This window comes from Streptomyces antioxidans (genome assembly GCF_000968685.2).
Taxonomy (GTDB): Bacteria; Actinomycetota; Actinomycetes; order Streptomycetales; family Streptomycetaceae; genus Streptomyces; species Streptomyces antioxidans.
On sequence record NZ_LAKD02000129.1, the window covers coordinates 1 to 24,778 of the forward strand.

At 71.7% G+C, this 24,778-nt stretch carries 19 protein-coding genes; 14 read left to right on the top strand and 5 right to left on the bottom strand.

Annotated elements, in window-relative coordinates; translation table 11 throughout:
• Positions 1–382: 382 nt before the first annotated feature.
• Positions 383–1,063 (top strand): GOLPH3/VPS74 family protein, encoded by a 681-nt coding sequence (locus VT50_RS35405; RefSeq protein WP_046090528.1) that lies wholly within the window; start codon positions 383–385, stop codon positions 1,061–1,063.
• Between the two features lie 134 nt (positions 1,064–1,197).
• On the opposite strand, the gene ssgD is transcribed toward VT50_RS35405, so the two are convergent.
• Complete coding sequence (ssgD, locus tag VT50_RS35410) at positions 1,198–1,611, bottom strand: spore wall synthesis regulator SsgD (RefSeq protein ID WP_046090529.1); 414 nt, start codon at positions 1,609–1,611, stop codon at positions 1,198–1,200.
• 228 nt (positions 1,612–1,839) lie between these two features.
• Between ssgD and VT50_RS35415 the strand changes: the two genes are divergently transcribed.
• From VT50_RS35415 to VT50_RS35435, 5 genes are all read left to right on the top strand, one after another.
• Complete coding sequence (locus VT50_RS35415; RefSeq protein ID WP_053048845.1) at positions 1,840–3,321, top strand: sigma factor; 1,482 nt, start codon at positions 1,840–1,842, stop codon at positions 3,319–3,321.
• 287 nt (positions 3,322–3,608) lie between these two features.
• Positions 3,609–4,457, top strand: a complete 849-nt coding sequence (locus VT50_RS35420; protein ID WP_046090530.1) for a helix-turn-helix domain-containing protein — start codon at positions 3,609–3,611, stop codon at positions 4,455–4,457.
• Entirely contained in the window at positions 4,436–4,636 is a 201-nt protein-coding gene (locus VT50_RS35425; RefSeq protein WP_075200575.1) for a DUF397 domain-containing protein, read from the top strand. The genes VT50_RS35420 and VT50_RS35425 overlap by 22 nt, the downstream gene beginning before the upstream one ends.
• 4 nt (positions 4,637–4,640) lie before the next feature.
• On the top strand, positions 4,641–4,838 hold the full coding sequence (locus VT50_RS35430; protein ID WP_046090531.1) for a DUF397 domain-containing protein: 198 nt from the start codon (positions 4,641–4,643) through the stop codon (positions 4,836–4,838).
• Between the two features lie 103 nt (positions 4,839–4,941).
• Positions 4,942–5,664, top strand: a complete 723-nt coding sequence (locus VT50_RS35435) for an endonuclease V (protein ID WP_046090540.1) — start codon at positions 4,942–4,944, stop codon at positions 5,662–5,664.
• A 112-nt stretch (positions 5,665–5,776) separates the two neighbouring features.
• Here the strand turns inward: VT50_RS35435 and VT50_RS35440 are convergent, their stop codons facing one another.
• Complete coding sequence (locus VT50_RS35440) at positions 5,777–6,283, bottom strand: DUF1203 domain-containing protein (protein ID WP_046090532.1); 507 nt, start codon at positions 6,281–6,283, stop codon at positions 5,777–5,779.
• 163 nt (positions 6,284–6,446) lie between these two features.
• On the opposite strand from VT50_RS35440, the gene VT50_RS35445 reads away from it, so the two are divergent.
• The 5 genes from VT50_RS35445 (at position 6,447) to VT50_RS35465 (ending at position 13,787) form a co-directional block, all read left to right on the top strand.
• Entirely contained in the window at positions 6,447–7,385 is a 939-nt protein-coding gene (locus VT50_RS35445) for a dihydrodipicolinate synthase family protein (protein ID WP_046090533.1), read from the top strand.
• On the top strand, positions 7,382–8,839 hold the full coding sequence (locus tag VT50_RS35450; RefSeq protein WP_046090534.1) for a sialate:H+ symport family MFS transporter: 1,458 nt from the start codon (positions 7,382–7,384) through the stop codon (positions 8,837–8,839). The genes VT50_RS35445 and VT50_RS35450 overlap by 4 nt, the downstream gene beginning before the upstream one ends.
• A 175-nt stretch (positions 8,840–9,014) precedes the next feature.
• Positions 9,015–10,160: a CaiB/BaiF CoA transferase family protein gene (locus VT50_RS35455; RefSeq protein ID WP_107424956.1), complete on the top strand. Its 1,146-nt coding sequence runs from the start codon at positions 9,015–9,017 to the stop codon at positions 10,158–10,160.
• Between the two features lie 109 nt (positions 10,161–10,269).
• Positions 10,270–11,484 carry an acetyl-CoA C-acetyltransferase gene (locus VT50_RS35460; protein WP_046090535.1) on the top strand — a complete coding sequence of 405 codons (1,215 nt, stop codon included), beginning with the start codon at positions 10,270–10,272 and terminating at the stop codon, positions 11,482–11,484.
• A 95-nt stretch (positions 11,485–11,579) separates the two neighbouring features.
• Positions 11,580–13,787 (top strand): 3-hydroxyacyl-CoA dehydrogenase NAD-binding domain-containing protein, encoded by a 2,208-nt coding sequence (locus VT50_RS35465; protein ID WP_046090536.1) that lies wholly within the window; start codon positions 11,580–11,582, stop codon positions 13,785–13,787.
• A gap of 328 nt (positions 13,788–14,115) precedes the next feature.
• Here the strand turns inward: VT50_RS35465 and VT50_RS35470 are convergent, their stop codons facing one another.
• Complete coding sequence (locus tag VT50_RS35470; protein WP_046090537.1) at positions 14,116–15,054, bottom strand: LysR family transcriptional regulator; 939 nt, start codon at positions 15,052–15,054, stop codon at positions 14,116–14,118.
• Between the two features lie 99 nt (positions 15,055–15,153).
• Here VT50_RS35470 and VT50_RS35475 point away from each other — a divergent pair, with 99 nt between their 5' ends.
• Positions 15,154–16,041 carry an alpha/beta hydrolase gene (locus VT50_RS35475; protein ID WP_079343951.1) on the top strand — a complete coding sequence of 296 codons (888 nt, stop codon included), beginning with the start codon at positions 15,154–15,156 and terminating at the stop codon, positions 16,039–16,041.
• 22 nt (positions 16,042–16,063) lie between these two features.
• Here VT50_RS35475 and VT50_RS35480 read toward each other — a convergent pair whose 3' ends face one another.
• Positions 16,064–16,807, bottom strand: a complete 744-nt coding sequence (locus tag VT50_RS35480; RefSeq protein WP_079343952.1) for a MerR family transcriptional regulator — start codon at positions 16,805–16,807, stop codon at positions 16,064–16,066.
• Between the two features lie 273 nt (positions 16,808–17,080).
• Here VT50_RS35480 and VT50_RS35485 point away from each other — a divergent pair, with 273 nt between their 5' ends.
• The gene (locus VT50_RS35485; protein WP_046085320.1) at positions 17,081–20,821 is read left to right on the top strand and encodes a glycoside hydrolase family 2 TIM barrel-domain containing protein; all 3,741 of its coding nucleotides are present in this window, start codon (positions 17,081–17,083) and stop codon (positions 20,819–20,821) included.
• Positions 20,822–20,933: 112 nt separating this feature from the next.
• Here VT50_RS35485 and VT50_RS35490 read toward each other — a convergent pair whose 3' ends face one another.
• Positions 20,934–22,424, bottom strand: coding sequence for a M1 family metallopeptidase (locus tag VT50_RS35490; protein WP_046085318.1), 1,491 nt, complete (start codon positions 22,422–22,424; stop codon positions 20,934–20,936).
• Between the two features lie 229 nt (positions 22,425–22,653).
• On the opposite strand from VT50_RS35490, the gene VT50_RS35495 reads away from it, so the two are divergent.
• Positions 22,654–24,681: a Xaa-Pro dipeptidyl-peptidase gene (locus VT50_RS35495; RefSeq protein WP_240529443.1), complete on the top strand. Its 2,028-nt coding sequence runs from the start codon at positions 22,654–22,656 to the stop codon at positions 24,679–24,681.
• Positions 24,682–24,778: the final 97 nt, after the last annotated feature.

Sequence of the window (24,778 nt, forward strand, 5' to 3'; positions counted from 1 at the left end):
GCCCGAGGGGGGCCGACGGGGGAACGGGGGCACCGCCCTGGCGGGGGCCGACGGGGGACGCGGCCCGAGGGGGCTGACGGGGGTCCGGCGGGTCCCCCGGGGGCGGGGACTGGTGGCGGCCACGCGTACACAACGGGGGTACGCGTCGCCGCCACCTCCGCGTGTCCAGGGGCCGCCGTGTCCTGGGAGGGCAGGGGGCCATGTCCCCGGGAGGATGCCAAGGCCCGGGGAGGTGACGTGTTCCGGGCAACCGGGCCTCCGCCAGGTGACGTGTTCCCAGGAGCCGCGGAGACCCCGTGGCGGAGGGTCGATCATGAGGGCGTATGGCCGATAGGGTCGAAGCACGCCGCCCCACCGGACGCCCGACCGTCGGAGGTTTCCCGTGCCGAACGGATCGCTCTCCCTTGCCGCCTCCCTCTACCTGCTCTCCTACGACCCCGAGACCGGCCAGCCCGCCGGTGCTCACACCGCCCTCCTCGTCCGCGCCGCCGCCCTCACCGAACTCGTTCAGCGGGGCATGCTCACCGACGCCGACGGCAGCCCCTGCCCCGTGCCCGACGCCGCCACCGGCGACCACGTACTCGACGGACTGCTGGAGCTGATCGGCGAATCCAGGCCGCGCAGCTGGCAGATCTGGGTGGGACACCAGCCAGGGCTGACCGAGCACGCGGTCCGCGACCAGATGGTGGCGGCCGGATACGTGCGGGCGAAGGGGAAGCGGATGCTGGGGCTGTTCCCGTCCAAGGAGTACACGCTGGAACGGCCCGATCAGGTGGCCGGGATGCGGGACGACGCGCTGCGCGTGCTGCACGGTGAGCAGCCGGCGGCCGAAGTGTCCGAACGGGACGCGGCGTTGGTCACCCTGGCGGCGGCGGGCGAGCTGAGGTCCGTGGTGACGGCCACGGACGCGAAGGTCCGCAAGCGCCGGATCATGGAGCTGGGGGAGCGCTGTGGGGGCATGGGCCCGGTGCTGGAAAAGGTGATCGCGCAGGTGCGGACGGCGCTCGCCACCGCCGTCGTCACGGCCATGCTGGCGTCGACCACGGCCATGACCGCCACCTGACCCCTCACCGGCGGGGACGGGCTCAAACGCCCGCATGGGCTATGGCGTCCGTACGGGCCATCGCGTCCCTATGGACGCCATGGCGCCCGTACGGGCCCAAGCCTCCGTACCGGCCCGGGCTTCCGTACGGGACGTCAGGCGTCTCTCAGCAGCGACGCCAGCCCCTCCTCCAGATCGAGCTCCCCGGCCTCACTGCCCTCGGGGACGACCGCGTACGACCGGCCGAGGAATCTGCGGAGGTCGGCGGTGTCGAACTGGACCATGGCCATGCCCTCGGGGGCGTGGAACTCCAGGACCGTCCCCTGCGGTCCGCTCGGCCACATCTGCACATCCCCGCTGCCCGCGGGGCCGCGCAGCCCGGCCGCGAGCAGCTCGCGCCCGAACGTCCACTCCACCGCGGAGCCGTCGAGGGACGCGGAGGGCGGGAAGGAGACACGGACGGCGAACGGGTCGTCCCGCTCATAGCGCAGGCACGCCGGAATCGCGCGTGACTCGGGCGTCGACGCGATGAGCTGTGCCCGGACGGCTTGGTCGATGACAGTGGTCACGTCGGCTCCCTTGCGATAAGTGCGGGGCGCGTCGCCCTTACGAGGGTTAAGACGTTTGGGCGATCCGGCCAGTGCACCCACTTTCGACGTGACGTGCGTCACGACTGATTTTTCGAGGGGACATAGGGCATTTAGGCTTGCCAAACCATGCAAGGTCTCGGGGCGCCGTGCGGAGCTGTTACAGAACGTCGGCAAGGACGAGGCACCCACCCCAGGGGTTGTTCCACCATGACCGAAGGTCACGCGGCGCTCGACACCGCCGCCTACAGCCGAATCTACGAAGCCGAATATTCGCGTCTGTGCGGATATGCCCGAACTCTCACCGGTAACCCCTGGGTTGCCGAGGACCTGGTGGCCGAGGCGCACTACAGCGTGTGGCGCCGCATCCGCGCCGGGCGTCCCCTCGGCGCCGATGACGCCCCGGCCGAGCTGACGGGCGCCGTGAGGGCGCTGTCGGCCGGGGTGGGGAACGGGGGTCCGTCGCAGCAGGCGTCGTACCTCGAACCGCTCGTCCAGGTCCTCGACGAGCTGCCGCAGCGCTGGGTCAAGGTGCTGTGGCTCGCCGAGGTGGACGGGCTCCCGCCGGAGGAGGTGGCGCGGCGGGCCGGGGCGAGCCCGGACGGTGCGGCGGCCCTGGTGGAGCGCGTCCGGGAGAGCGTGCGCCAGGAGTTCCTGCGCGCCCAGCCCGGCTATCCGGCGAGCGCCGCGTGCGGTGGGCACTGGGAGGGGCTGCCCGATCATGTGCGGGGCGCGGACTCCCCGCACCAGGCCGAGCAGATCGCCGTGCACATCGACGGCTGCCGGGACTGCCGGGGCCGGATGGAGCAGTTGGTCGCGGCGGACGGCCGGCTGTCCGCGCTGACCGGCCCGGCGCTGCTCGCGCTGTACGACCGGGGCCGGGCGAGTTTCCTGGCGCCGCTGGCCGCCGCCGGTGCGGCGGGTGCCATGGGGGCCGCCGGAGCCGCTGCCCTGGCGACCGGCGGTCGTGCGCATGCGGCGCCCTCGAACGGGCCGCTGGTCTCCTCCCGCCGCTCCATGCACCACCTCGTCCGCGGACAGGTGCGCCAGGCGGGGCCCGTGGCGGTCGCGGCGGCGGCTGGCGGCGTGCTGCTGGTCGCGGGGGCGGCGGCCATGACGGGGCTGGCGCTGACGGATGGCGGCTCGGCGTCGGCGCAGCAGTCGACGACGTCCTCGGGGCCGTCCATATCGGACACATCCGACTCCCCGCACTCCTCCGGCTCTTCCGCTTCTTCTTCGGGGTCGTCCACCTCGTCCGAGGCCTCGCGGCACTCGGAGGGGCCGCGGGCGGGCGTCCCCGGGGAGGCGTCCCGGAACCGGCCGTCCACCGCGAGCGTGCCCACCGGGCACTCCCCGACGGATGTGCCGTCCAGTGCCGTATCCCCCACGCGCAAGCCGCCGACGTCCGCTTCCTCCGAATCGCCCTCGTCGCGGCCGTCTTCGCCCACCTCGCCCTCGGAGTCCGCTTCGTCCTCCGCGTCGAGCAGCCCGTCGCAGCGGCCGACCGACGAACCGACCGAGAAGCCGACGGACGGCGGTACGCCGGATCCGGAGGACACCCCGAGCGGGGAACCGACGCGGCAACCCACGGACGAGCCGACGCAGCACCCCACGGCCGGGCCGAACGACCACGGCTCCGACGATTCCCGGGGCTGCGTCTCGCTCGTGGTCCGGCTCTGCGTCTCCCGCTAGGCGCGCTAGGGGGTGCCCGCCGGATCGTGACGCCTGCGGCGGGCTGTTCCCCTCCCCGCCCCTTCCCGAAACTGGGGCGTCGCCCCAGGCCCGGACCGGGGCTCTGCCCCTTCCCGTGGCAGCGATATGCGGCTCCGCCGCATGGCGGACCCCGGGGTCCAGGGGCGGAGCCCCTACGGCCACCGGGGCCCAATTACGGAACGTGTCAAGCGTGTTGCCCTCCGGAGCGTAAGCTCAAAACAAGCCAGCGGTCCTAGCCGGACAGCGGGACCAGGAGGGATGGACCAATGACGTTCCAGCCACGCGAACTCTTCCCCGACCGCTCCGCACGCGACCTGTTCGGCGCGGAGATCCGCCGCCATCGCGAGAAGGCGGACATGTCGCTGCGGCGGCTGTCCGAGGTGCTGAACTACAGCAAGTCCCACCTCGCGCGGATCGAGGCGGCGGAGTCGCTGCCGTACGACGACCTACCGGCGAAGCTGGACGCGTGCTTCGGGGCGGATGGGTTATTCGCGAGGCTGTACGCGCTGGCGAAGAACGAGCCGTTCCCGGGGAAGTACCGGCGAATGATCGAGTTGGAAAGCCAGGCGGTCATCATCGAGCAGTACATGGGCGCCACCATGCCGGGCTTGCTTCAGACTCCGGACACGGCAGAGTGCTGGCTGCGGTGCGGCCGCCCGCACGCTCCTGACGCGGAGATCGAGGCCATGGTGAAAGCCCGCATCGACCGACAGTCGTTGCTGGACCGCCCCAAGCCGCCGCGCTGTTGGTTCATCCTCGAGGAGGCGGTAATGCGCCGTCCCGTCGGGGGTCTTGAGGTGATGCATCGTCAGCTGGCCGCGCTGATCGAGCGCGGGACACAGCCGCACGTCACCCTCCAGGTGCTGCCCTTCAGGGCTGGCGAGCACGCGGAGACCGGGGGTTCTCTGACTCTCTTCACGGTCCCCAATGGGGTGTTGGTGGCGTATGACGAGAGCAGCCAGTCCGGGACCATCATCGAGGACCAGGAGACTGTTGCGCGGCGCAGGGAGAACTACGATCTGCTCAGGGCCATGGCCCTCTCGCCCCGCGACTCCGAGGCGATGATCCGAGCCGTGATGAAGGACTGGACCCCATGCCAACCACCCCGGGCCTGAGTGTTGCCACGTGGCGCAAGAGCAGTTACAGCAATCCCGACGGCGGCAACTGCGTGGAGGTCGCGGACAACCTCCCCGGGGTCATCCCCGTCCGCGATTCCAAGAACCCCGATGGCCCCGCCCTCATATTCCCTGCCGGAGCATGGGCCACGTTCATCTCAAGCCTCAAGACGGGCTGAACTCATGCCAACCACCCCGGACCTGAGCACCGCCGCGTGGCGTAAGAGCAGCTACAGCAATAACGACGGTGGCAATTGCGTCGAGGCCGCCGACAACCTCCCGGGCGTCGTCCCCGTCCGTGACTCCAAGAACCCCGATGGCCCCGCCCTCCTGTTCCCCACCGCATCGTGGGCCGTGTTCATAGCCTCCCTCAAGGCGTAAGCCGAAACGGGCTCCTTACGGCCGCTGCTGGCGGTGTTCGGCCAGTGCCGGGCCCGTACGGGTGGCCAGGAACTCGGTGGAGGCTAGTAACGTGAACGCCACGATGACCAGCGCCGTCGATCCACGATATGAGCTGCCCCACGACTGGCCCACGACCGAGGCCGAGGCCATCGCCGTCCAGGAGCGGACACGCGCGTCCGTGGTCGTCGGCGGCGAGGTGCCCGAGCCCGGCACCGGCACCGGCGCGGTCGTCGGGGTGGACGTGGCGTACGACGACGAGCACGACCTGGTCGCGGCCGCCGCCGTCGCCCTGGACGCCCGTGGCCTCGAGGTCGTCGCGGAGGCGACCGCGGTCGGCCGGGTCACCTTCCCGTACGTCCCCGGGCTGCTGGCGTTCCGTGAGATCCCGGCCGTCCTCGACGCGCTCGGCGACCTCGACCGGCGGCTCGGCCGCCGCCCCGACCTGGTGGTGTGCGACGGCTACGGCCTCGCCCACCCCCGGCGGTTCGGGCTTGCCAGCCATCTCGGGGTGCTCACCGGGCTGCCCACCATCGGCGTCGCCAAGAACCCCTTCGGCTTCCGCCACGCCGACCCGGGGCCGCGCCGCGGCGACTGGTCGCCCCTGCTCGACGGGGACGAGGAGGTCGGCCGGGCGCTGCGCACCCGCGACGGTGTGAAACCGCTCTTCGTCTCCGTCGGCCATCGGGTGACCATCGAGGACGCCTGCGCGTACACCCTGCGTCTGGCCCGCGACTTCCGGCAGCCCGAGACGACACGGCGCGCGGACGCGCTGTGCTGCCGCGCCCTGAAGGCCGCCGGAGCCTGAGCGATCCCGGCCGGTGGCTGAACGGGCCCGGAGGCCGAACGATCCCGCTCAGCCCCTCCGCGAGGCCGTCCTCAGCCCCGCCGTAAGGCCGCCATCGGGCCCCCGTTCCGCCTCAGACCCGCCGCGTCTCGGCCAGGAAGCAGCCGAACTCCACGGCCCGCACATGCACCGCCGCCACCCGCGGGTCCCCGTACAGCTCGGCCAGCCCCTCCTCGATCGTCGGCTCGCTCCCGGTCAGCAGCCGTCCGCCGAGGATGTTGCCCTCGGCCGTGTACGCCCGCAGCACCCGCCGCTCGCCCCGGACGCCGTCCGCGATGCCCGGGCCGGTCCAGCCGTCGCACTCGTCAACGTGGATGAAGACCGGGCCGACCTCGTCGTACGGGCCGGGCGTGGCACCCGTCTCCCGCGCCCAGCGGCGCAGCGGGGCGTAGGAGACGAGCGCGATGGTCTCCTGCGGTCGGCTCCGGCCCAGGCAGCAGCGCATCGGGCTGCCGCCCTCGTCGTTCTCCACCACCAGGCGCGGCGGGTTGCCCGCGTCATCGGTGATCCGCAGCTGCTTCAGCACCTCGGGCTCGATGGCCCGCATTTCATAGCTTCCGTTGCCATGGTTTCCGTCCATGTGGTCAAGCCTGGCGGGTGGGTTCGCGGCGCGCTGGCGGGATTCGGACGAGGCACTGAGACGGGAAGGTACTTGACAGGGCGAGGGTGCTCCGTCAGATTCAGGGCCGAACGTAGGACGTCCGACGTCCTTATTGTCCTGCTATCCAGAAGGCTGGGTGTCGATGAGTCTCCCGACTCCCCTCACCGGTGTCGTTCCGCCCCTGTGCACTCCGCTCACGCCCACGGGCGAGGTCGACACGCGTTCCCTCGCCGCGCTCGCCGAGCGGCTGATCGACGCGGGGGTGAGCGCGCTGTTCGCGCTCGGCTCCAGCGGCGAGGCCGCCTATCTGAGCGACCGCGGCCGCCGTGCGGCCCTTACGGCGGTCATCGAGGCCGCTGGCGGCCGGGTGCCCGTGCTCGCGGGGGCGATCGACATGACGACCGCGCGGGTGCTGGATCACGCCCGTACGGCGGCGGAGTTGGGCGCGGACGCCATTGTGGCCACCGCGCCCTTCTACACCCGCACTCACCCCCGGGAGATCGCCGATCACTTCCGGCGGCTGCGGGACGGTGTGGACAGGCCGCTGTTCGCGTATGACATCCCGGTCTCCGTCCACTCCAAGCTGACGCTCCCGACCCTGCTGCCGCTGGCCGCCGACGCCACGCTGGCCGGGGTCAAGGACAGCAGCGGGGACGACGGGGCGCTGCGGCGGCTGCTGGTCGAGGTCCGCCGGCGCGGTCTCGCCGATACCTTCACCGTGCTCACCGGCTCCGAACTGTCGGTGGACGGCGCCCTGCTGGCGGGCGCCCATGGCGTCGTCCCGGGGCTGGCCAACGTCGATCCGGCCGGGTTCGTCCGGCTGTACGAGCACGCGCGGGCGGGGCGCTGGGAGCAGGCCGCCGCCGAACAGGACCGGCTGGCCGCGCTCTTCGCCATCACCGACGCCGGGGATCCCGCCCTCATGGGCGGCAGCTCCTCGGGTCTGGGCGGCTTCAAGGCCGCGCTGCGGCTGCTGGGCGTGATCGACTGCGCGGACACCGCCGCACCCCAGGTGCCGCTGGGCGAGGCCGCCGTCAAGACCGTACGTCAACTCCTGGAGGAGGGAGGGCTGTTGTCATGACCGCAGCCGCCAAGGTGCCCTGGTACCGAGAGGTCTCACCCGGTCAGTGGAAGTCCCTGTTCGCCGCCTGGATCGGCTATCTGCTCGACGGTTTCGACTTTGTGCTGATCACGCTCGTCCTGACCGAGATAGCCGACGAATTCGACCTGAGCACGGCGTCGGCGGCCAGCCTGGTCTCCGCCGCCTTCATCACCCGCTGGCTCGGCGGGGCGGTGCTGGGCGCGCTGGGTGACCGCTACGGCCGTAAGGCCGCCATGATCGTCAGCATTCTGCTCTACTCGCTCGGCACCTTCGCCTGCGGGTTCGCCTGGAACTACATCAGCATGTTCACGGCCCGCCTGGTGATTGGCATGGGCATGGCTGGTGAATACAGCGCAAGCGCCACCTATGTCCTGGAGAGCTGGCCCGCGCGGCTGCGCAACCGCGCCTCCGGCTTCCTCATCTCGGGCTACTCGGGCGGCACCATCATCGCCTCCGAGCTCTACAAGTGGGTGGTGCCCCACTGGGGCTGGCGCTGGATGTTCTGGATCGGTGTGCTGCCGGTGCTGGTCGCCCTGTGGGTGCGGCGCGCGCTCCCGGAGGCCGGGGACTGGCACGAGGAGGTGGCGGCGGCACGGGCGCGGCCGAACCCCTTCCGGCCGCTGTTCGCCGGACGTATCCGGGCGAGCGTCAACACGGCGCTGACCGTGGCCGCGAGCATCGCGCTGTTCCTGGTCTTCACCCCGGCGGGCGCGGGCTGGCGCTGGCCGCTCTCGATCCTGGCGGCGGGGTGCCTGTTCGCCTTCGCGGCACAGCTCGGCGGACGCCGCCGCTGGTTGCTGCACGTCTCCCTGACGTGCACGGTCTTCTGCGCGTTCCTCTACAGCTGGCCCATCCAGGCGCTGCTGCCCACCTATCTGAAGACACAGCTCGAGTACTCCCCCTCCGAGGTCACCGATGTGATGTTCTACGCCGGGTTCGGGACCATGGCCGGCTGCTGGCTGGCGGGCTTCGTGGGCGACTGGCTCGGCACCCGGCGCGCCTACGCCGTGACCCTGCTCGCCTCGCTGGCCTTCGTCTTCCCGGTGTTCGCGGTGCAGGATTCGCTGGTCGGGCTCGGGGTGCTGCTGTTCTTCCTGCTCGCGCTGAGCCAGGGGATCTCCGGCATCCTGCCGAAGTACATCGCGGGTCACTTCCCGACCGCTAGCCGGGCGGCCTCGCTCGGCTTCGTCTACAACACCGGGGCGCTCGGCGGCGCGGTGGCGCCGGTGCTCGGCGCCCATCTGGCCGAGGGCATGTCCCTCGGGCGGTCGCTGGCGGTGCTCACCTTCGGACTGACGCTGGTGGTGATCGTGCTGGTCGGCGCCGATGTGCCGCGCCGGCTGGGCCGGCTGACCGATCCGGAGGGCGACGAGGACCATCTCGTGACCGGACAGCCGCTGTCGACGGCGGGGGCCGACCTGACCAAGACCTGATCCGAAAGGCCCGGTCGGCGCCACACCCGGCCCGCCGCGCGCCCGCACGGCCGAACCCCCTTTCCGGTCATGGGGTTTGGTTATCCACAGGCCGAGGAGAGGACTTGTGGAATGCGGGACGCGTTCTTAGCATCGGCGGTGTTACAGCGGTGGTGTCACACGATTGGGGGACGCGATGACGGCGGCGGAGGAAGGGGCGGCGAGCGGCCCCCTGGCCGGGGTGCGGGTAGTGGAGCTGGCCGGGATCGGGCCGGGCCCGTTCGCCGCCATGGTCCTCGCCGACCTCGGAGCCGATGTGGTGCGCGTCGACCGCCCTGAAGGAGCCGGGCGTCTGCGGATCGACCCGGACCACGACCTCGCCAACCGCAACAAGCGCTCGGTGCTGATCGACCTGAAGGCCGACGGGGGCACGGCCGTCGTGCTCGATCTCGTCGAGCGGGCCGACATCCTCATCGAGGGCTACCGCCCGGGGGCCGCCGAAAAGCTGGGCCTCGGCCCGGACGACTGCCTGGCCCGTAATCCCCGGCTGGTCTACGGCCGGATGACCGGCTGGGGGCAGGAGGGCCCGCTCGCCCGGGCCGCGGGGCATGACATCGGCTATATCGCCGTCACCGGCGCCCTCAGCATGATCGGCGCCGCCGGTGGCCCGCCCATCGCCCCCGCCAACCTCCTGGGGGACTACGCGGGAGGCTCGCTCTATCTCGTCATCGGCGTCCTGGCCGCCCTGCACCACGCCCGCGCGGGCGGCCCCGGCCAGGTCGTGGACGCCGCGATCGTCGACGGCACCGCCCATCTGACCGCCGTCATCCACGGCATGATGGCCGGCGGGGGCTGGCGGGACCAGCGCGGCACCAACCTCCTCGACGGCGGCTGCCCCTTCTACGGCACCTATGAGACCGCCGATGGCGGCTATATGGCGGTCGGGGCGCTCGAGCGCAAGTTCTACGCGGAGTTCATCGAGCTGTTGGGGATCGCCGACCGGGCCCCGGCCCGCGATGACTTCGGCAGCTGGGCCGCGCTGCGCGCCGCCATCGCCGACCGCTTCAAGGAGCGCACCCGCGAGGAGTGGACCGCCGTCTTCGGCGCCTCGGACGCCTGCGTCGCCCCCGTGCTGTCGCTGCGGGAGGCCCCGGCCCATCCGCAGCTCGCCGCCCGCTCCACCTTCCTCGACCACGGCGGGATCACCCAGCCCGCGCCCGCCCCGCGGTTCTCCGCCACCCCGGGCGCGGTGCGCCGCGCGCCCGCCAGGCCCGGAGCGGACGCTGAGGAGGTGGCCCATGACTGGGGAGTCACCTCGCTCATCGGGGGAGACCCGTCGTGAGTGCCATGTCCCCGCTCCCCGCGGTTCCGCCCCCGCCGTCCCCGCTCCCCGCCGGACCACCGAGCCGTCCCCGCCCCACCCCTCCACCCTCCCCTGAAAGGCCGCTGACGTGAGCACCGAAGCGTATGTGTACGACGCCATCCGCACCCCGCGCGGGCGCGGCAAGGCCGACGGTGCCCTGCACGGCACCAAGCCCGTCGACCTGGTGGTGGGCCTCATCCATGAGCTGCGGCGGCGGTTCCCCGAGCTCGATCCGGCGGCGATCGACGACGTGGTCCTCGGCGTCGTCAGCCCCCTCGGCGACCAGGGCTCCGACATCGCCAAGGTCGCGGCCATCGCGGCCGGGCTCCCGGACACCGTCGCGGGCGTCCAGGAGAACCGCTTCTGTGCCTCGGGCCTGGAGGCCGTCAACCTGGCGGCGGCCAAGGTCCGTTCCGGCTGGGAGGACCTGGTGCTCGCGGGCGGGGTCGAGTCGATGTCGCGGGTGAAGATGGGCTCCGACGGCGGGGCCTGGTTCGCGGACCCGATGACCAACTACGAGACGGGTTTCGTACCGCAGGGCATCGGGGCCGACCTCATCGCCACCATCGGCGGCTACAGCCGCCATGACGTGGACAGCTACGCCGCGCTCTCCCAGGAGCGGGCCGCCCGCGCCTGGAAGGAGGGGCACTTCGACCGCTCCGTGGTCCCGGTCCGCGACCGCAGCGGGCTGACCGTCCTCGACAGGGACGAGCACATCCGCCCCGGCACCACCCCCGAGACCCTGGCGGGCCTGAAGCCGTCGTTCGCCACCATCGGCGAGGCGGGCGGCTTCGACGCGGTGGCGCTGCAGAGGTACCACTGGGTCGAGGCGATCGACCACGTCCACCACGCGGGCAACTCCTCGGGCATGGTGGACGGCGCCGCCCTGGTGGCCATCGGCAGCCGCGAGGTCGGCGAGCGCTTCGGGCTGACGCCACGCGCCCGCATCGTCTCCGCCGCCGTCTCCGGCGCCGACCCCACCATCATGCTCACCGGCCCGGCTCCCGCCACCCGTAAGGCGCTCACCAAGGCCGGGCTGACCATCGACGACATCGATCTGGTCGAGATCAACGAGGCGTTCGCCGCGGTGGTCCTGCGCTTCGTGGCCGACATGGGGCTCAGCCTGGACAAGGTCAACGTCAATGGCGGCGCGATCGCCATGGGCCATCCGCTGGGCGCCACCGGCGCGATGATCCTCGGCACGGTGATCGACGAACTGGAGCGGCGCGACGGGCGGTTCGGGCTGGTGACGCTGTGCGTGGGAGGCGGGATGGGCATCGCGACGGTGGTCGAGCGGCTTTAGCGAGCGGCTTCAGCAGGCGTCCGCGCAGAGCCGAACCGCTCTCAAGACGCCGCCCCCTTCCTTCCCGCCCCCCCACTTCGCCCTGGAGAGCTCAGATGACCCACCCCACCACCGCCTCGACCATCCGCTGGGAGCAGGACGACGAAGGCGTCGTCACCCTGGTGCTCGACGACCCCGGCCAGTCCGCCAACACCATGAACGCCGCGTTCATCGACTCCCTCGACGCGATCGCCGACCGCGTCGAGGCCGAGCGCGACGCCATCGGCGGCGTCATCGTCACCTCCGCCAAGAAGACCTTCTTCGCCGGTGGCGACCTCAATGACCTCATCCAGGTCGGGCCCGGCCAGGCCCAGGAGGTCTACGAGAAGAACCTGCGCGTCAAGCGCGCACTGCGCCGGATCGAAACCCTCGGCAAGCCCGTGGTGGCCGCGATCAACGGCGCGGCGCTCGGCGGCGGGCTGGAGATCGCGCTCGCCTGCCACCACCGGATCGCCCTCGACGCCCCCGGGGCCCGTATCGGCTTCCCCGAGGTCACCCTGGGCCTGCTCCCCGGCGGCGGGGGCGTCGCCCGTACCGTACGGCTGCTCGGCGTCACCGACGCACTGCTCAAATGGCTGCTCCAGGGCACGCGATACAGCCCGCTGCGCGCCCAGGAGGCGGGGCTGGTGGACGACGTCGTGACCACCCGCGAGGAGCTGCTGACCCGGGCGCGCGCCTTCATCTCAGCCCACCCCGAGTCGGCCCAGCCGTGGGACGACAAGGAGTACCGGATTCCGGGCGGCACCCCGGCCCAGCCGAAGTTCGCCGTCAATCTGCCCGCCTTCCCCGCCAATCTGCGGAAGCAGCTGAACGGCGCGCCCTACCCGGCGCAGCGCAATATCCTGGCCGCCGCCGTCGAGGGGTCCCAGGTGGACTTCGAGACCGCGCAGACCATCGAGGCCCGGTACTTCACCGAGCTGGTCGTCGGCCAGACCGCCAAGAACATGATTCAGGCGTTCTTCTTCGATCTGCAGGCGGTCAACTCCGGCGCCAACCGGCCACAGGGGATCGAGCCCGGCCAGGTCCGCAAGGTCGCGGTGCTGGGCGCCGGGATGATGGGCGCGGGCATCGCCTTCGCGTGCGCCAAGGCGGGCATCGAGGTCGTCCTGAAGGACGTGTCCGCCGATGCCGCCGCGCAGGGCAAGGCGTACTCCGAGGAGCTGCTGGCCAAGGCGCTCGCCAAGGGCCGGACCACCGAGGCCAAGCGGGACCAGCTGCTGGCCCGGATCACCCCGACCGCCGATCCGCGCGACCTCGAGGGCTGTGACGCGGTCATCGAGGCGGTCTTCGAGGACCCGGCGCTCAAGCACAAGGTGTTCCAGGAGATCGAGGGAATCGTCGCCCCGGACGCCCTGCTGTGCTCCAACACCTCCACCCTCCCCATCACCCTGCTCGCCGAAGGGGTGCAGCGCGCCGACGACTTCATCGGGCTGCACTTCTTCTCGCCCGTCGACAAGATGCCGCTGGTCGAGATCATCAAGGGCGAGCGCACCGGCGACAAGGCGCTGGCCCGCGCCTTCGATCTGGTGCGGCAGATCAGCAAGACCCCGATCGTGGTCAATGACTCCCGTGGCTTCTTCACCTCCCGCGTCATCGGCCACTTCATCAACGAGGGCGTGGCGATGGTGGGCGAGGGCATCGACCCGGCCTCCGTGGAGCAGGCCGCCGCCCAGGCCGGATACCCGGCCAAGGTGCTCTCCCTGATGGACGAGCTGACCCTCACCCTGCCGCGCAAGATCCGCGAGGAGACGCGCCGGGCCACCGAGGAGGCGGGCGGCGAGTGGCGGCCGCATCCGGCCGACGCGGTCATCGACCGCATGGTCGAGGAGTTCGGGCGCACCGGCCGCAGCGGTGGCGCGGGCTTCTACGACTACGACGCGACGACCGGCAAGCGCACCGGGCTGTGGCCGGGGCTGCGCGAGCACTTCGCACCGGGCGGGTCCGGAGCCGGTGTCCGTGAGGGCACCCGCATCCCCTTCGAGGACATGAAGGAGCGGATGCTCTTCTGCGAGGCCATCGACACGGTGCGGCTGCTGGAGGAGGGCGTGCTGACCTCCGTCGCCGACGCCAACATCGGCTCCGTCCTCGGCATCGGCTTCCCCGGCTGGACGGGCGGGGTGCTGCAGTACATCAACGGATACGAGGGCGGCGCGGCCGGTTTCGTGGCCCGTGCCCGGCAGTTGGAGGCGGCGTACGGGGAGCGGTTCGCGCCGCCCGCGCTGCTGGTGGAGAAGGCGGAGCGAGGGGAGCGCTTCACGGACTAGCAAACGAGCCGGGTATGCGGTGGGCCGTGGCGCCTGCGGTGGGCTGTTCCCCGCCCCTTCCCTCGACTGGGGCTCCGCCCCAGGCCCCGGGGTCCGGGGCGGAACGCCTGTCATGCGGCTCCGCCGCGTGATCCGCCGTACGCCCCGTAGCCGCCCGTACGGCCTCGCCCACCGCTTCCCCTGTGCCGCTGACGGGCCGGGTCGCTCGGCCCCTTCCCTGTGCCGCTGACGGGCCGATCTGCCCGGTCCGTCAGCGTGCGTCTGGACGGCGTTCGGTTCGTCCGGTCCGTCAGCGCGTGTCCATACGGCGTTCGACCTGCTCGGCCCGTCAGCGTGTGCCGAGATGGCGTTCGAGCCGGTCGGCCACCCCGGGGCACCGCTCCCGGGTGATGTCCAGGAAGGCCGCCAGCACGGGGGAGCGGTCCTGGGCGCGGAACGACATCACCAGCTCCGGCAGTTCCACCCGCGGACTCACCTCGCACACCCGGACGTCCGGCCGCGCCGCCACCCGCAGACACGTCGGGCCGAGCCCCACCCCGACCCCGCACGAGGCCAGCCCGATGATGGTGTGCGCGTCCCATGCCTCCGTGACCCCTCCGGCCCGCGCGGGCGTGTCGGCGCCCTCGCCCAGCAGCCCGGCCAGCCAGGCGGCGACCGTCGGCTCCTCCTCCGCTGGCGCGACGATCAGATGCTGCCCCTTGAGCTGCTCCAGGCTCACCTTGGCCTGCCCGGCGAAGGGATGGGCGGCCCCGACGACCGCCACCAGATGGTCCCGGCCGACCGTGACCGACACCAGATCCTCGGCACCGGCACCCCGGGGCGCCCCGCGCCCGATGGCGAGGTCCAGCTCGCCCGCGAGCAGCGCCGCCGTGGACCGGCGGGTGGACATCTCCTGCAGCCCCAGCCGCACCCCGGGGCGGTCGCGGATGAACGTGCCCAGCACGGCCGGCAGCAGCTCAAGCAGCGCCGAGCCGATGAAGCCGAGCCGCAGCCGCCCCGTCTCGCCCCGGGCGGCCCGGCCCGCGTCCGACACGGCGGCCGACATCTCGGCCAGTGCCCGGCGCGCCCTGGCCAGGAACGCCTCGCCCGCCGCGGTCGGGAACACCCCGCGCGCCGTACGGTCGAAGAGCCGCGCGCCCAACTCCCGCTCCAGCGCGGCGATCTGCTGGGACAGCGGGGGCTGGGCGATCCCGAGGGCGGCCGCCGCCCGTCCGAAGTGCTGATGCTCGGCCAGCGCCAGGGCGTAGCGCAGATGACGTGACTCCACCGGGCCGAGGATAGCCGAGGCGATATCCAGGAGATATCGTTGGCGGGGTTGTCAGCTATGGCGGTGGATAACGCCTGCCCGGGCCGGTGGACTGTCCCCATGAGCGTCACGAGCCCCAGAGCCGCCCTGAGCGATTCCGGCCCCCTTCCCTCCCACACCGTGTTCGTACTGGTCCACGGCGCCTGGCACGCCTCCTGGCAGTGGGCGTCCACCCAGCGCGCGCTGGCCCGGCGCGGTGCGGTGAGCCTCGCCGTCGATCTGCCGGGGCACGGCTTCGACGCACCGCTGCCCCCGTCCCTTCTCCTCCCCGGCCAGCCGGGTCTGGCGACCGAGAAGTCGGCGCTGGCCGGGGTGACCCTGGAGGAGTGCGCGGAGGCCGTCGTCACCGCGCTGCGATCGGTCCGCCGCTATCCGAAGGTCGCCCTGGTCTCACACAGCGCCGGTGGCGCCCCCGCGTCCCTGGCCGCGGAGCGGGCGCCCGAGCTGGTCGACGAGCTGATCCAGCTGTCGTCCTTCGTCCCCGCCGGGCGGCCCCGCTTCGCCGACTATCTGACGTCCCCCGAGCAGACCGCGACCGCGCGGGGGCAGGGGCTGATGCTGGGCGACCCGGAGGCCATCGGCGCGTTCCGGATCAATCCGCGCTCCGCCGACCCGGCGTATGCGGAGGAGCTGCGGCTGACCTACTACGACGATGTCCCCGCCGAGTCCTTCGCCCGCTGGTACCAGGCCCTGAGCCCGGACCTGCCCTTCGCGGTGCCGACCACCCCGATCACCCTGACCCGGGAGCGGTGGGGGCGGATCCCGCGCATCTTCATCCGGTGCGCCGGGGACCGGGCGTGCACCCCGGCGATGCAGGACCTGATGATCGCGGAGGCCGACGCGGCCATGCCGGACCGGCCCTTCACCGTGCGGCCGCTGGCGGGTGGCCACTCGCCGTTCGCCGCCCGCCCCGACGAGCTCGCCGCCGCGCTCATCGGCAGCGACTGACCTGTGCCGCCCCCGCCCCCGCTCAGTCCGCGTCCTGTCCGTACCAGGCCCGCAGCTCCTGCTTCATCGACCGCTGGAACGCGATCACCAGCGCCTCCACCACCAGCGGCTGCATATGGGCCGACAGCGACTTCTTCGCCTGCATCCGCTCCGGCCCGCTCCCGGACTCGTGATCGCGCTCGGGCCCCCACACCTCGTCCCGGAACAGCCGGCTGAGCTCGCGCGCCGCGGAGCGGGTGTGCTCCAGGACGACCGCGTGGGCCGTGCGTATCGTCTCCAGCTCGATCGGCGCCTCCAGCAGCCGCAGCCCCAGGTGGAGCGCCTTGGGGTCGATCCGGAACCGATCCGGCTCGCCGGTGCGCTCCAGCGCGTCCAGTGCGGCCAGCCGGTCGATCTCCTCCTCGGTGAGCTCCCGCCCGGCCCGCCGGTCCAGCTCCTCGCGGGTCGCTTCCTCGGGGGCGTCCGGGCCCCAGGAGGCGACCAGGGCGCGATGGACCGCCAGATCGTTCTCGCTCAGATCCGATGGCAATTGGTTGAGATAGCGCTCAATGGCGGACAGGGTCATGCCGTGGCGCTGCAACTGTTCGATCAGCGCCAGTCGGGACAGGTGCTCGGCGCCGTAGTGGCCGACCCGGCGCGGGCCGATCACGGGCGGCGGCAGCAGCCCGCGGGTCCCGTAGAAGCGCACGGTGCGCACGGTCACCCCGGCGCGGGCCGCCAGCTCGTCGACGGTGAGGGTGGGTTCCTCGGTGCCGGGGGTGGTCATCTGTCGTGCCTCGCTTCCGCGTCGTCCTGCTCCGCCGTGCTGCTGCCCGATCGGGTTCATCAGTATTGCTGTCGCATCATCGCTGTGAAACCTCTCACCGCCACTCGGTGAACACCGGGTTCGGCCAGACCTGTTGACGCTCTCTTTACCGGTGAATAGCGTGCGACGCCGTTCAGCTGTGTTGGTTTTCTTCCGAATCTGTGAGGCGGGGTCGGATTGAGCTCGGAACGCGGCAGGTATGGGATACGGAGATTGATCGGGGCGGTGCTGGCCATGACCACCGCCGTTGGCCTCGGTCTCACGGCCGCGGACACGGCCGTCGGGAGGTCGCCGGACGCGGGCAAGTTCCCCGCCGATGTGCACACCTACCTCGAGGACCCGGAGCGCACCGGCGAGGGCCAGGAGCCCCCGCACACCCGGCTGCGGCCGGACGGCCCCGACCGCGCGCGGTGGGAGCGCAGCCTGGACGGATCCTGGCGGTTCGCGCTGGCCGACCGGCCGGAGGACGCCCCGGGCGGCTTCTGGAAGGACGGCTACGACGCCTCGGCGTGGCGGCGCGTCCAGGTCCCCCACACCTGGCAGACCGACGACCTCGACCATCCGGTGTTCCGCAACGTCCAGAGCGAGATGGCGCCCGACGACCCGCCCAAGGTGCCCCGTGACACCAATCCGACCGGGGCCTACATCCGGGACATCACGGTGCCCCGGAACTGGGACGGGCGGCGGCAGGTGATCCGCTTCGACGGGGTCACCTCCGGCTGGTTCCTGTGGATCAACGGCCACTACGTCGGCTACGACCAGGGCGGCTACGTGCCCGCCGAGTTCGATGTGACCGACTACCTGCGTCCCGGCGCCACCAACCGGATCGCCCTCCAGGTGCACCGCTGGAGCGCGGGGTCGTATCTGGAGGACTACGACCAGTGGCGCTACGCGGGCATCTTCCGCTCCGCATCGCTGTACTCCACGCCGACGACCCGCATGGAGGACGCGTACGTCAGCACCGATCTCGACGCCTCCTACCGGGACGCCACCCTGCGCACCGAAGTGGACATCGCACGTACCGGAGGCGACACGAGCGGACCCCATCGGGTCACCGCTGTGCTCTATGACCCCAAGGGGCGTGCGGTACGGCGGCTGTCGGCCGAGGAGAAGGCCGGAAAGGCGGAGCTGACCGGGCGGATCGCCCACCCCGCCAAGTGGTCCGACGAGACGCCGAACCTCTATGCGCTGGTGCTCACCCTGCGCGATCCGGAGGGCAAGGCGATCCAGACCGTACGCCAGAGCGTCGGATTCCGTGAGATCGAGGTCAAGGACAAGCAACTCACGCTCAACGGCAAGCGGATCCTGATCCGCGGCGTCAACCGAGCCGAGACCGACCCGGCCACCGGACGCCATGCCACCCGCGCCCGGATGGAACAGGACGTCCGGCTGATGAAGCGGCTGAACGTCAACGCGATCCGCACCTCGCACTACCCCTCGGACCCGTACCTCTACGAACTCGCCGACCGCGAGGGCATCCTGATCGACGACGAGATGGAGGTCGAGACCCACAGCCACGAGAACTGCCCGGACGACTGTCTGGCCGAGCGCCCCGAATGGCAGAAGGCGTTCCTCGAGCGCCACCAGGGCATGGTGGAGCGCGACAAGAACCACCCCAGCGTGATCATGTGGGACACCGGGAACGAGGCCGGGCTGGGCAGGGCGCACTACGCGATGGCGGAGTGGACCCGGGCGAACGAGCCCACCCGCCCGCTCTACCACCAGTCCAACAGCCCCGACGGCGACGCCCCCTACGCGGATGTCGCCGGACCCCGCTATCCGACCCCGGCCTCCCTTGAGGAGAAGGCCAAGACCTTCACCAAGCCCATCGTGATGGGCGAGTACGCCCACGCCATGGGCAACAGCCTGGGCAACTTCCGCGAGTTCTGGGAGGTGATGCGCGCCCACCCCAGCGCCCAGGGCGGCTTCATCTGGGACTGGGCCGAGCAGAACATCCGCCGTCCGCTGATCACCACCCCCGACTCCTCCGGCCATGGCATCGCCGCCTCCCTGTCCGGCAGGCCCAAGGTGGTCGACGGCTACGGAGGGAAGGGCAAGGCGCTGTATCTGTCCGGTCTTGACGACTTCGTGGAGACCTACCGCGATCCGAAGCTCGACCTCACCGGCAGCGCCGTCACCCTCGACGCCCGCGTCAAACCGGCCGAGCCCTGGACCGGGGACTTCACCATCGTCAGCAAGGGCGACCAGTACGTCCTGCGGATGAAGGACGAGGACACCCTCGAATTCACCATCACCAGCGGCGGTAAGCCCCGCACCGTCACCGCCCCCGTGCCCGACGGCTGGACCGGCGCCTGGCACCGGGTCACCGGCACCTACGACGGCGGCGCGCTGCGCCTCTATGCCGACGGTAAGGAGCTCGCCAAGACCGAGTGGAGCGGACACATCGACTACACCGGCTTCGACCTCGGCGTCGGCAGGAACAACGACACCATGGAGGACGGCTGGACCGGCCGGACCGCCAAGGGCACCATCGACCAGGTCAGGGTCTATGACACGGCACTCGACGCGGAGCGGCTGGCCGCGGGCCAGGACCCCGAGCGCGACGCCCTGATCGCCCTGAACTTCGACGACTTCAACCGTAAGGGCAGCTATCTCTCCTACGGGCTCTATGAGTCCGGGGTGGACGGTCTGGTCACCGCCGACCGCGACCCGGAGCCGGAGACCGCCCAACTGGCCTGGGTGCAGGCCCCGATCCGCATCACCGACCCGGGCGGCGGGGGCGCCCGCACCGGCGAGGTGAAGGTCACCAATGAGCGCGCCTTCACCGGCACCGACGACCTCCGGCTGCGCTGGACGGTGACCGAGGGCGCGCGGACCGTCGCGAGCGGCACCCGCGTCGTCGACGTCGGGCCCGGCGAGAGCGCCGTGGTCCGGCTCCCGGCCCCGCCCGCCAACCCCGGTGGCTATGAGCGCCATCTGACCGTACGGGCCGTCACCGCGCACCCCACCGACTGGGCCAAGGCCGGGCACGTGGTCTCCTTCGGCCAGTTCGCGGTCGGCGGCGACAAGGTGCCCGAGCCCGCCCCCGCCCCGGCCGCCGAAAGCCCCGCCAAGGCCGCCGAGAGCGGGGAGGCCGTACGGGTCAGCGGCGAGGGTTTCCGCTACACCTTCGGCAAGGAGGACGGCACGCTCACCTCGATGCGGGTGGCGGGCCGCGAACTGCTCCGCTCCGGACCCGAACTGGACGCCTGGCGCGCCCCGATCAGCAATGAGCGCTCCGACTGGGGCACGGCCGAGGGCAAGCGCTGGCGCGCCCTCGGTCTTGACCGGCTGCGCACCACCGTCGACGGGGTCGAGGCGACCCCCGGCGACGACGGCACGGTCACCGTCACCGTCCGCTCCACGGCCGCCGCGCCCGATGTGACCGGCGCGTCCTTCGCCCAGACCGTGGACTACCGGGTCGACGGCGCGGGCCAGGTCCGGATCCGGCACCAGGTGGAGGCGCGCGGCGACTTCCGCACCCTGTCCTATCTGCCCAGGATCGGCCTCAAGCTGAAGGTCCCGGAGCGGTACGACACCTTCCGCTGGTACGGGCGCGGACCGGTGGAGAACTTCAACGACCGTAAGGACGGCACGCCCATGGGCGTCTGGTCCTCCTCGGTCGAGAAGCAGTACGTGGAGTACCTGAAGCCCCAGGACCACGGCAACCACGACGATGTGCGCTGGGCGTCCCTCACCGACCGCGGCGGCGCCGGACTGCTGGTCTCCGGCGACCTGGAGGCGGGCGCCAGCGCGTACGACGAGCTCGACCGCGCCGCCTACCCGCACTTCCTCAAGCGCAACGGCGGCTGGAACACCCTGCACGCCGACCACGCGGTCACCGGCGCGGGCGACACCCCCAACCCGGTGCGCGACCAGTACCGGGTGAAGGCCGACGGCGCCTACGACTACACGCTCACCCTGCGCCCGCTCGACGGCGGCGCGAGCGCGCACACGGGAACGGGAGGGAAGTGACCGCACCACCGATGGGCCCGTGAACACGCAGGCCACGATCCGCCCCCTCCGTCGCGCGGAGGCGCCAGGACCCGGCCGAGGTGGGGACCCGGCCGGGGCCCGGGCGGTTGGTTCAGCGTCCGTGGGCGCTGTGGGTGTCCTGGATCCGCTGCCACGACTTCGGCCGCACCGGCGCCTCGGCCGGGCTCACCTCCGCCGCCCGCGCCTGCGCCGCCGCGGGCTTCGAGGGAGTGAACAGCCAGGTGTCGAAGAGCGCGGCCAGCGGCTTGCCGGACACCTTCTCCGCATAGGTCACGAAGTCCTCGACGGAGGCGTTCCCGTACCGGTGCTCCGCCGTCCAGCCCTTCAGGATCGCGAAGAAGTCCTTGTCGCCGATGTGGTTCCGCAGCGCCTGGAGGGCCAGCGCGCCCCGGTCGTACACCGCGTCATGGAACTGGTTCTCCGCCCCGGGGTCGCCCGGCTCGACCTTCCAGAAGGGGTCGTCGGCCGGGTAGGAGGCGTAGGTGTAGTCCGCCAGCTCCTGCGCGGTGCCCTCGCCCTCCTTCTCCGACCACAGCCACTGCGCGTAGCTGGCGAAGCCCTCGTTGATCCAGATGTCGCGCCAGTCCTTCAGCGAGACGCTGTCGCCGAACCACTGATGGGCCAGTTCGTGCACGATCAGCGAGGTGTTCGCGCCCTTGGCGAACCCCTTCGGGCTGTAGAACGGCCGGGTCTGGGTCTCCAGCGCGTAGCCCGTGGGCACATTGGGCACATAGCCGCCCAGCGCGTCGAAGGGGTACGGGCCGAAGATGGTGGACTCCCAGTCCACTATCTCCGCCGACCGCTCCACGCTGGCGCGCGCCGCCCCCGCGTTGTCCCCGAGGTCCTTGCTGTAGGCGTTGATCACCGGCAGACCGTTGGCGGTGGTGTCCGTCGTGATGTCGAACTTGCCGACCGCCAGCGTGGTCAGATACGTCGCCTGCGGCTTGCTGGAGCGCCAGTTGTAGCGGGTCCAGCCCAGCTGGGAGCTGGTCGACTGCAGGGTGCCGTTGCTGATCGCCTGCGTTCCGTCCGGCACCGCCACCGACACGTCGTAGGTGGCCTTGTCCAGCGGATGGTCATCGCTCGGGAACCACCACCACGCCGACTCCGGCTCATTGGCCGCGATCCCGCCGTCCGGGGTGCGCAGCCAGGACGTGAAACCGCTCGCCACCACCTTCGAGGGCGTACCGCTGTAGCGCACGACCACGGTGAAGGGGCGGCCGGAGGCCAGCGGCGCGGCCGGGGTGATCTCCAGTTCATGGTCGCCGGTGGCCTCGAAGGCGGCCTTCTTCCCGTCCACCAGCACCTCGCTCACATCGAGCGCGAAGTCCAGGTTGAACCGGGACAGCTCCTGCCGGGCGTCGGCCAGGATCGTGGCCGTGCCCTCCAGCCGGTCCGTCTTCGGCTGGTACTTCAACCGCAGGTCGTAATGGGAGACGTCGTACCCGCCGTTGCCGTACGAGGGGTAGTAGGAGTCCCCGATGCCGGGGGCGCCCGGCGTGGCATCGGCCGCCGATGCCGGGATCGCCAGCAGCAGGCAGGCCGCGGCCGCGCCCGGGGCGAGGAGTCTGTGGTGACGCACGAGTCCTCCAACTCGTAGGGGAGAACGATCACTCGTGACCCTATGTACTCCGCACACCCACCTCACGTCCATCACACCGTCCGACATCCAATCGACATCCGGACGCAACGCGCATTGACTCGGACACGTCTACGACACATTGGCGGACGCGCCCACAACGCGTTCGGACAGGCTCAGAACACCTACCGCCCTCTTCTGTACAGGAGTTGACTCGCGCTACCGTCCGCCCGTGCTGCTACAGACGCGGAGATCCCGCATCCCCTGGACCACACTCGTGCTGTCGGCGGTCACCGCGCTGGTCGCCGCCGCCGTATCGCTGCTGCCACCGCTCGGCGCCCCGGCCGCCCACGCCGCTTCCGCCGCTTCCGCCGCGCAGAGCAGACCGGACCACGAACCGGACGGCCCATCAGAAAGCAGACCCGTCTACTCCTACGACAACGCCATCCGCGAATCCGTATGGGTGGACACCACGATCGACGGCGACGCGGACGGACGGACCGACCGGGTCGCCGTCGACATCGTGCGACCGCGCGAACCCGCCGCCCAGGGCCGCCGCGTCCCCGTCATCATGGACGCCAGCCCCTACTACTCCTGCTGCGGACGCGGCAACGAGAGCCAGACCAAGACCTATGACGCGGCCGGGAACCCGGTCCAGTTCCCGCTCTTCTACGACAACTACTTCGTACCGCGCGGCTACGCCACCGTCCTGGTCGACCTCGCCGGAACCAACCGCTCCGACGGCTGTGTGGACATCGGCGCACGCTCCGACATCCTCTCCGCCAAGGCCGTGGTCGACTGGCTGAACGGCCGGGGGACCGCGTACCGCACCCGCACCGGCGGGGAGCGGGTCACGGCGGGCTGGACCGACGGCGCCACCGGCATGATCGGCAAGAGCTACGACGGCACCATCGCCAACGGGGTCGCCGCCACCGGCGTCAAGGGGCTCAAGACCATCGTGCCCATCGGCGCCATCTCCTCCTGGTACGACTACTACTTCGCCAAGGGCGCCGCGCTCTTCGACTCCGGCCCCGACGGGCTCTCGGACGCCGTCGAGAGCGACGCCGCCCACGCCCGCTGCGCCGCCGTACAGAAGCGTCTCGTCGAGGGCGCCCCGCGCAACGGCGACTGGACCGGTCTGTGGACCGCCCGCGACTACGTACCGGACGTGGACAAGGTGCGGGCCAGCGTCTTCGCCGCCCATGGTGCGCAGGACCTCAACGTCCGCACCAAGCACCTCGGCCAGTGGTGGAACGCCCTCGCCGACGCGGGCGTCGAGCGCAAGATCTGGCTCTCGCAGACCGGGCACGTCGATCCGTTCGACTACCGGCGCGGGGAGTGGGTGCACACCCTCCACCGCTGGTTCGACCACTACCTCCTCGGCATCGACAACGGCATCGAACGCGAGCCGATGGCCGATGTCGAGCGCGCCCCCGACCAGTGGTCCACCGACCGGGTCTGGCCCCCGTCCGGCACCCGGCAGACCACCCTGCGCCCGCGCGGCGGCGCCACGGCCGGAGTGGGCGTGCTCGGCACCGAGCGGGCCGAGCCCGGCGCGACCGAGACCTTCACCGACGACCCCGCGCTGAGCGAGGCCGACTGGTCCGCGGCGATCGACACCCCGACGCCGGGCAAGGCGGGCTTCACCACCGGCCCGCTCGGGAAGGACCTGCGGCTGTCCGGCTCCGGCACGGTCACCGTCACCGCCACGCCCTCCACCACCAGCGCCCATCTCTCCGCGGTCCTGGTCGACCTCGGCCCGGCCACCATCCGCGACTACACGGCGGCGGGCGAGGGGATCACCACCCTGGACCGGCGGACCTGCTGGGGCAGCAGCACCGAGGGCGACAGCGCCTGCTTCAAGGAGACCGCCGCCGACGAGGAGGACGTGGACTACACGGTCTTCAGCCGGGGCTGGGCCGACCTCGGGCACTTCGCGGACGGCGGCAAGGGCCGCCCCCTGACCCCGGGCAAGGCGTACACCATCACCCTCGACCTCGCGGCGACCGACCATGTCGTCCCGGCCGGTCACCGCCTCGGCCTGATCATCGCCGGTACGGACGCGGACCTGATCGAGCCGCCGTCCACCACTCCGAGGCTGACCCTGGACCTGCCCCGCACCTCGGCCCGGCTGCCGCTGGTCGGCGGCGCCCCGAAGACCGTGGCCGCCCCCTCGCACACGGCGGCCACACCGCCCCTGAAGGGCGTACGGGCCCCGCATCACCGCACCCCGCTCCCGTCCATGTCCACCCGCGACTGACCCGCGCCGGTGGGCCCCGCCACCGCGCGGGGTCCACCGGCGGCCCGGCAGGACACCGGCGCCGAGATGGTCCCCCACCCCGTCACCCCCCACCCCC

Excerpts from the sequence above, each read along its gene's own strand:
- VT50_RS35445 (WP_046090533.1), top strand. The coding sequence starts at position 6,447 with ATGAGTCTCCCGACTCCCCTCACCGGTGTCGTTCCGCCCCTGTGCACT.
- VT50_RS35465 (WP_046090536.1), top strand. The coding sequence starts at position 11,580 with ATGACCCACCCCACCACCGCCTCGACCATCCGCTGGGAGCAGGACGAC.
- VT50_RS35440 (WP_046090532.1), bottom strand. The coding sequence starts at position 6,283 with ATGGACGGAAACCATGGCAACGGAAGCTATGAAATGCGGGCCATCGAG.
- VT50_RS35415 (WP_053048845.1), top strand. The coding sequence starts at position 1,840 with ATGACCGAAGGTCACGCGGCGCTCGACACCGCCGCCTACAGCCGAATC.
- VT50_RS35420 (WP_046090530.1), top strand. The coding sequence starts at position 3,609 with ATGACGTTCCAGCCACGCGAACTCTTCCCCGACCGCTCCGCACGCGAC.
- VT50_RS35475 (WP_079343951.1), top strand. The coding sequence starts at position 15,154 with ATGAGCGTCACGAGCCCCAGAGCCGCCCTGAGCGATTCCGGCCCCCTT.
- VT50_RS35435 (WP_046090540.1), top strand. The coding sequence starts at position 4,942 with ATGACCAGCGCCGTCGATCCACGATATGAGCTGCCCCACGACTGGCCC.
- VT50_RS35425 (WP_075200575.1), top strand. The coding sequence starts at position 4,436 with ATGCCAACCACCCCGGGCCTGAGTGTTGCCACGTGGCGCAAGAGCAGT.
- VT50_RS35430 (WP_046090531.1), top strand. The coding sequence starts at position 4,641 with ATGCCAACCACCCCGGACCTGAGCACCGCCGCGTGGCGTAAGAGCAGC.
- VT50_RS35455 (WP_107424956.1), top strand. The coding sequence starts at position 9,015 with ATGACGGCGGCGGAGGAAGGGGCGGCGAGCGGCCCCCTGGCCGGGGTG.
- VT50_RS35485 (WP_046085320.1), top strand. The coding sequence starts at position 17,081 with ATGACCACCGCCGTTGGCCTCGGTCTCACGGCCGCGGACACGGCCGTC.
- VT50_RS35480 (WP_079343952.1), bottom strand. The coding sequence starts at position 16,807 with ATGACCACCCCCGGCACCGAGGAACCCACCCTCACCGTCGACGAGCTG.
- VT50_RS35450 (WP_046090534.1), top strand. The coding sequence starts at position 7,382 with ATGACCGCAGCCGCCAAGGTGCCCTGGTACCGAGAGGTCTCACCCGGT.